This is a genomic window from Rubneribacter sp. (assembly GCF_965361815.1).
Genome location: NZ_CBDTNW010000128.1, coordinates 1 through 6,300 on the forward strand (window position 1 = coordinate 1; position 6,300 = coordinate 6,300).

Sequence of the window (6,300 nt, forward strand, 5' to 3'; positions counted from 1 at the left end):
CCCCCCCCCCCCCCCCCCCCAGCGGGGCTTTGCCCGACGGGCCGGCTCGGCCTCTGCCGGTCCTGGTTCAACAGGGGCGCTTCCGCAAGTTGGTCACAAACGACGCCCTATGGCACTCCGGAGGGCCGATCCGGCGCGCCGGTGCGCCGTGCGATTCCCGCGACCTGGGATTTCCCCGAGCGCGAGGGGCGCGGAGGGCGGAAAGGCGGCCCCGGGCGTGCCACAGGGCGCGTTTTGTGACCAACTTTCGGTCGACCCCCCCGGCCCCCGCCGAGCCGCCTCCGGCGGGGTCCGTGTCAACGGTGGTCTAACAGAGAGCTCGTTGCGCCGGGCAGAGGCCCTCTCGCCTTCCGCCTTCAACCCTCCACCCCAAGCGCACAGCGACCCGCCCAAAGGACGGGTCGCTCTCATACGATGCAGCAGCGAGCGCCTTACAGACCCAGCGCCTTCTTGAGGGCGGATACACGGCGGCGCGACACGGGAATCTTCTCCTCCACGCCGTTGAGCGTGAGCAGCAGCGTGCCGCCCGACACCGACTCTATCTCCTCCACCATGGACAGGTTCACCAGGTAGCCGCGATGCACGCGGAAAAACCCATGACCGTCCAAGCGCTTCTCCAGCTGGGCGAGGCTCACCGTGGAGAAGTAGCGGTCCGCATCCGTTTGCAGGTAGGCGTAGTCGTCGCGCGCCATGACGAAACGAATCTTGTCGATGCCGATAAGGATCTTCTTGCCGCCCTTCTCAACGGGGATGCGCTCGGACTTCTGCGCCTGCACGTGCAACGACACATGCTCGCGCACACGGGCGATAGCCTGGGCAAGGCGCTCCGTTTCAACCGGTTTCACCAGGTAGTCGATCGCGCTCACCTTGAATGCGTCGAGGGCGAACTCGCTGTACGCGGTCACGAACACCACCGCCGGAGGGAACTTGAGATGCTGCAACGCCTCGGCGAGCTGCAAGCCCGTGGCCTCGGGCATGTTGATGTCAAGGAACATCACGTCAACGGGATATTCCTTCAGCTTCTCAATGGCCTCGCGCACGCTGGCCGCCTCGGCCACAACCTCGGTCTGCCCCAACTCATCGAGCAGGAACTTGAGCTCTGAGCGCGCGGGAGCCTCGTCATCGACGATCATCGCTTTCAACACGGGTGCCTCCTCGCTTCCGAACGCTATCGAATCGTTGCTTGGGCGCTATTATACGGCATCGAGGGCCTCCCACACGAGAAAGCCGGAAGAACGGGGAAACCCATCGACAATACCCATTGGCGACGAGACGGCGGGCGGCGGGCAACAAGGAGGCATGCTTGCATATGGCGCAGGCTCAGCGCAGGTCGATCCGCATGAGCTTGTCGATGGCGCGCACGTAAATGCCGAACGCCTCTTTGAGCAGCTCCTCGCTCACGCCCTCGTCGGGGCCGTGCATGCTGCCCACCCACTCCGGGTCCTTCACCCACGGCTTCTCGGGACCGAAGCTCGCCCCGCTTGCGAACTCGCGCGCGTACGTGCCGCCGCCCATGGTGAAGGGTTGGGCGTCCTCGCCGGTGGTCTCGTTGTACGCGTCTAGCAGCGCCTGGATGGCGGGGTTGTCCGGATGCACAAGAAACGGCTCCATGAGCAGGGTGTTCTGGAACGTCGCGCCCACCTGGCCGGCCAGGCTTCCCAGGCGCTCGGTGATCTGATCGGCCGTGATGGATGTGGGGAAACGGCTGTCGAGCGTTTGGACGAAGCGATCGTCCTCAAGGGCGATGGTGCCGCCGACCACGGTGAGGGGGCCGAAGTACTCGTCGGACGCCTTGATGCCCAGGCCGCTGCCGTCGGAGTGGTTGAGCAGCTTCTGGTCCAGTTCGAGGAAGGCGCGCTCGTCGGCGCCGCACAGGCCGTTTTTCAGCAGGTAGTCCACGATAAGCCCGATGGCGTTCACGCCCTCGTCCGGCGTGGAGGCGTGAGCGCTCTTGCCGGCGGCGACGATGCGGGAAAGCCCTTCCCCGGCAGGTTCGATGGTCAGACGCTCGGCGGCGGGCAGGCTGTCGGCGGAAGCCTTCACCAGGGCCTCGGCCTGGCCGGGCACGGCGTTGGTGGCCGCGCCGCCCGTGAACTCCAGCACGATGCGCTCGCATTCGGGTATGGGCTTGCTGGTCAGGGTGCCGTCGTAGCCGCCCTTCTCGCCGTAGCACACGGGGAACTCGGCATCGGGCGTGAACAGAAACGCCGGGTCGTCGTAGCGTTTGCGGTAGTAGGCCACGTCGGCCATGCCCGACTCCTCGTTCGCGCCAAACAGGAAACGCACGGTGCAGGGGAACTGCGGCGCGTCGCCGGCGTCCTGGAGGTCCTTCCAGAACTTGAGGGCGTGCAGGGCCACGACGCTCGGCCCCTTGTCGTCAAGCGTGCCGCGGCCGATAAGGTAACCGTCCTTGCGCGTGACCTCGTAGGGTTCGAACGTCCAACCGGGGCCGGCGGGCACCACGTCCATGTGGCCGATGATGCCAAGCTGCGTGTCGGATGCTCCGGGAAAGTCGGCGTAGCCGATGTAGCCTTCGGCGTCGTGCGTTTGGAACCCCATGCGGACGGCCAGATCAAGGGCGGCCGCAAGCGCCTTCTTCGGACCGGGGCCGAACGGCGCGCCGGGTTCTTTCTTGTCGTCCTCCTGAAAGCTGGGGATGCGCACAAGGGCGGCGATGTCCTCCACCATGGCGTCCCACTTGTCCTCAAGATAAGCGTCGATCTTCTTTGTCAGCTCCTCGCGTTCCATGAGACTCCTCCCACTGTCGTTTCGAACAATGCGGATATGCGCGTTGCGGCCCATTATGCGGCATCGGGCGCCGACGCGCTAGATGAGCGAAAAACGGTCAGAAATATGTTGATAGTCTATTGTTTCACTTTACGTCGAACTTGACCCCTCCGATTCTTGCAAGAGCGATGGCGCCGCATATGGTAGTGTCAGAACTGCATAAAGTCCTCGAAGCGAGGAGGGAAAGCCGCATGGACATCGTCACATGCCGTTCCACGGCCCAGCTGCACCAGAACACGCTGCGAGAAGGATGCGACAGCATTGCGGCCATGAAGGCCGCAGAAAAGGTCTACGCCGACAACACAGCCGTCGATCAGGGAAGATGCGACGCCTTCACAACGCTGCGCACAGTCTCCGCCTCGGGCCTCGCCCAGTTTTGCAGCGACATCGACCGGATAGCGCAGGCTGTCCAAGCCTTCGAGGACGCCGACCGCAACGCGGCGTCCTCCATCCGGGCAACCCGGTGAGAACCGACCGACGGGAGGACGATCCATGGACGAGATCGAACGGGCCCTTGAGGACCACCAGCGTTTGGTCGCGGCCCTCGAGCAAAGGCAAGATGCCCAGCGCGAGAAACTGCGCGAGATCGAGGACGCCTCGCACCTGAAATCATGGGTGGACGGCAACGTGCGCGCCATCGTGGAGGCGCTTGCGGAATCATGCCCGCCCGAAGACCGCTGGCAGCTGGAGAACGCGGAATCCGACCTGAGGTTTGCCTCGTCGGAAACGGACGAGCGCCTTGACGAGCAGGCTGCGCATGCACGAGCCGAGATAGCGCGCATCGACCGGAGGATAGACGAGGCCCACGACGCGTGGAGCCGGAAGTGCCGCGCGCTGGAGGCGCGCAGCGGGAGGCGCTCCGACGCGGATTGGAGGTGGTGACCCATGGGAATAGAGATACGTCCGGCCGAGGTGGGCCGTCAGGCGGCAAGCGACACCCAGGCGCTGCGGCAGCTGCGCGAGGCGGCGGTGGGCCGCAGGAACGCCTGCGCCGCATTCTCGCAGGAAGTCATCTTGCAAGGAGAGGCGTGGAGCTCGATCAAGCGGCATTTCGGAGAAGCGTGGGCAGCGTGGTGGCTTGCGGTGGCGAACGCAGCCGAGGAGCTTGAGGGAATGAACGACCGCCTTGCGAGCACGGTCTCGTCCTATTGGGGCGGAACGGCGCGCGTGAGCGAGCAGGAGTTGATCGAGCAGCAGAACAGCATCCGCTTTTCGATAGGCGAGCTTGAAGGATGCCTTGGCGCGCGGCTGTCGCCGAGGTACCTTGATTCGCTGCGCAGCCTGGACGCGTACACGAGCAATCGCCTGTCGAAAGTGTACAGCTATTGCGCCGAGACCAACGGGCTGTACTCCTCGGCCTCTTTCGACACCGTGCGGGCAGGGTTGTCTTACCTGACCACGGCGCGGTTCGACCCCGCAAGCGGGTTCTCGTACCAACAGAGCGCGTCGTGGATGGCCGATGCCGAGCGCGCGTTCTACGGCACCACGAAGGCCGCGTTCACCAAGCTCCAGAAGGAGCGGTTCGGATTCGACGACGAGACGGCCGAGGGCCTGTGGACCGTGTACAGCGGGCTGCGCAACCAGCTGCCGAACGCGACGCAGCAGCAGCTGGACTGGCTGTACCTGCGTCTGATCGGCGGGCTTTCCTACAGCGGCGATCAGTGGGACATGACGGCGGGCAACGCGCCGGGTTTGATCCAAGCGCTTGTCTACCTGGGTGGCAAGTGGCTGATCGATGCGAGCGAGGAGGAGGTGTTCGCCTTCTTGGGGCTGTCCGCGGCGGCGCATCGCAAGCTGCGCTACAACGTGAGGCTGCAGAACCAGATGACGGGCGGGAAGAGGGATGAGTTAGACTTGGAAGAGATATCAGAGGGCGATCGGAACGCCTTCTTTGCCTCCTACAAGAAGGCCTACGGCGACGATGCCTCCTTCGAGGAGTTCGAGTGCTTCTGGAACGCGCGCCTTGGCGTCTGGGCGGAGGGCGGCCGGGCCGACTTCGCCCACCACTGCATCACCCTCGCCACCGGCCTGGCAACCTCCCTCGGCCGGCACAGCCCCCTGGTCGACCTTGGCTTCTCGGGCGGCAGCGGCGAGCGCGAGGACGCGTCGGGCTGGCTAGGGGACGCCACGATCGTTCAAGAAGGGGATATACACAGGCGCTACGAGCACACCTCCCTCGGAAACGACGACTACCTGGCCGACCTCGACGCCGACAACATCCTCCACCTCATGAAGGGCGGCTCGCTGGAATACCAGGAAGCTACCGAGCGCTACTACAGCGGAATCGAGGCCGGGAAATGGACCCGCGCGGAGCTGTTCCTGGAAAACAACGGCGGCTACGACGCCGTGGTGGACAAGGTGTTCGAGAACATCCAAAACCCCGACCTCGCCATGAACATCCAAACCGGCTGGAAGAAGGGACCGAACGTCCCTTCTGAAAGCAACCTCTCCACCGCCGATAAGGTGGCCTATATTGAGTCTGAGCCATGCTTTGAAGACACCGCGGCGTTCCTGAAGGCTCTTAAGGAGAATCGCCATGAGCTCTAAGAGGAAAGCCCGGCGCGCCACGTCAGCCGCGCTCGCCCTGTCGCTGGCCGCGGCGCTTTCGTACGGCGGCTACGGGGCGTGGGCCCGCTGGCTGCGCGACCGGAACATTTTCGACGAGCTGATCTACGGCCAGCAGGTCCTCTTCCTCCCCGACAGCCTCTACAAGGGACTGCTGATCAGGAAATGGCCCCCCGAGGAGTTCGGCGGGGCCACCGACAAGCTGGCCGTCAAGATGGAGAACGACGCCAGGGAGTGGCGGGGAAGCTACCGAGGCGACGAGTGGGGAGGAGGGGGCATCACGATCTCGCTTAAGGAGGGCACCGTCCTCTTCTCCCTCCTGCGGGACGTGGACGGGCCCGACGGGGCCGTCTACAAGGTCTGCCCCGAGTGGGTCTACGACGCGGCCACGAGGACGCTGTCCTTCACGGAGGTGACGTACCGCGCCGTGGAGGGCGACGACGTCCGGTTCGACGTCCCCGAGGGGGAGTTCCTCGAGGCCACGGGCTGGACGCGGGGGGACGTGGAGGAGTGGGCCGAGTGGACCGTGTGGGGATTCTTCGTGCCCGGGTACCTGGAGGCCAACGCCGGCGCCACGCGCTTCTCCGAGGGCGACCTGGGCGAGCTGCGCGTGGAGGCCCCCTGGCTGGAGGGGGGCGGCGATGAGGGCTGAGATGCCGGCGGGCCCTGAGGCGAAAGCCCGGCGCGCCGCGGGGAGGGCCCGGCGCATCGTATCGGCCGCGCTCGCCCTGTCGCTGGCCGCGGCGCTTTCGTACGGCGGCTACGGGGCGTGGGCCTGCTGGCTGCGCGACCGCCCATGCGATCGCGCAGATCGTCCGAAGCGCTCCCCATTTTCCCCTCGACGCGCTTCCGCGCATCCGCTATACTTCTGCGATGCGCCCGAGTGGCGGAATGGCAGACGCGGCGGTCTCAAAAACCGTTGTCTTTGACGTGCGAGTTCGACTCTCG

At 65.3% G+C, this 6,300-nt stretch carries 6 protein-coding genes; 4 read left to right on the forward strand and 2 right to left on the reverse strand.

What is annotated here, in order from left to right; translation table 11 throughout:
* Positions 1–431 precede the first annotated feature (431 nt).
* Complete coding sequence (locus ACWKY3_RS09515; RefSeq protein ID WP_449316167.1) at positions 432–1,145, reverse strand: LytR/AlgR family response regulator transcription factor; 714 nt, start codon at positions 1,143–1,145, stop codon at positions 432–434.
* Between the two features lie 175 nt (positions 1,146–1,320).
* Complete coding sequence (locus tag ACWKY3_RS09520; protein WP_449316168.1) at positions 1,321–2,748, reverse strand: Sapep family Mn(2+)-dependent dipeptidase; 1,428 nt, start codon at positions 2,746–2,748, stop codon at positions 1,321–1,323.
* 230 nt (positions 2,749–2,978) lie between these two features.
* On the opposite strand from ACWKY3_RS09520, the gene ACWKY3_RS09525 reads away from it, so the two are divergent.
* Genes ACWKY3_RS09525 through ACWKY3_RS09540 form a run of 4 tightly spaced genes read left to right on the forward strand, consistent with a single transcriptional unit; the run spans position 2,979 to position 6,004 of the window.
* Positions 2,979–3,254, forward strand: a complete 276-nt coding sequence (locus ACWKY3_RS09525; RefSeq protein ID WP_449316169.1) for a hypothetical protein — start codon at positions 2,979–2,981, stop codon at positions 3,252–3,254.
* Between the two features lie 25 nt (positions 3,255–3,279).
* Positions 3,280–3,669, forward strand: a complete 390-nt coding sequence (locus ACWKY3_RS09530) for a hypothetical protein (protein ID WP_449316170.1) — start codon at positions 3,280–3,282, stop codon at positions 3,667–3,669.
* Positions 3,670–3,672: 3 nt separating this feature from the next.
* On the forward strand, positions 3,673–5,334 hold the full coding sequence (locus ACWKY3_RS09535) for a hypothetical protein (RefSeq protein ID WP_449316171.1): 1,662 nt from the start codon (positions 3,673–3,675) through the stop codon (positions 5,332–5,334).
* Positions 5,324–6,004 carry a hypothetical protein gene (locus tag ACWKY3_RS09540; RefSeq protein ID WP_449316172.1) on the forward strand — a complete coding sequence of 227 codons (681 nt, stop codon included), beginning with the start codon at positions 5,324–5,326 and terminating at the stop codon, positions 6,002–6,004. Before ACWKY3_RS09535 ends, ACWKY3_RS09540 begins: the two co-directional genes overlap by 11 nt.
* Positions 6,005–6,300: the final 296 nt, after the last annotated feature.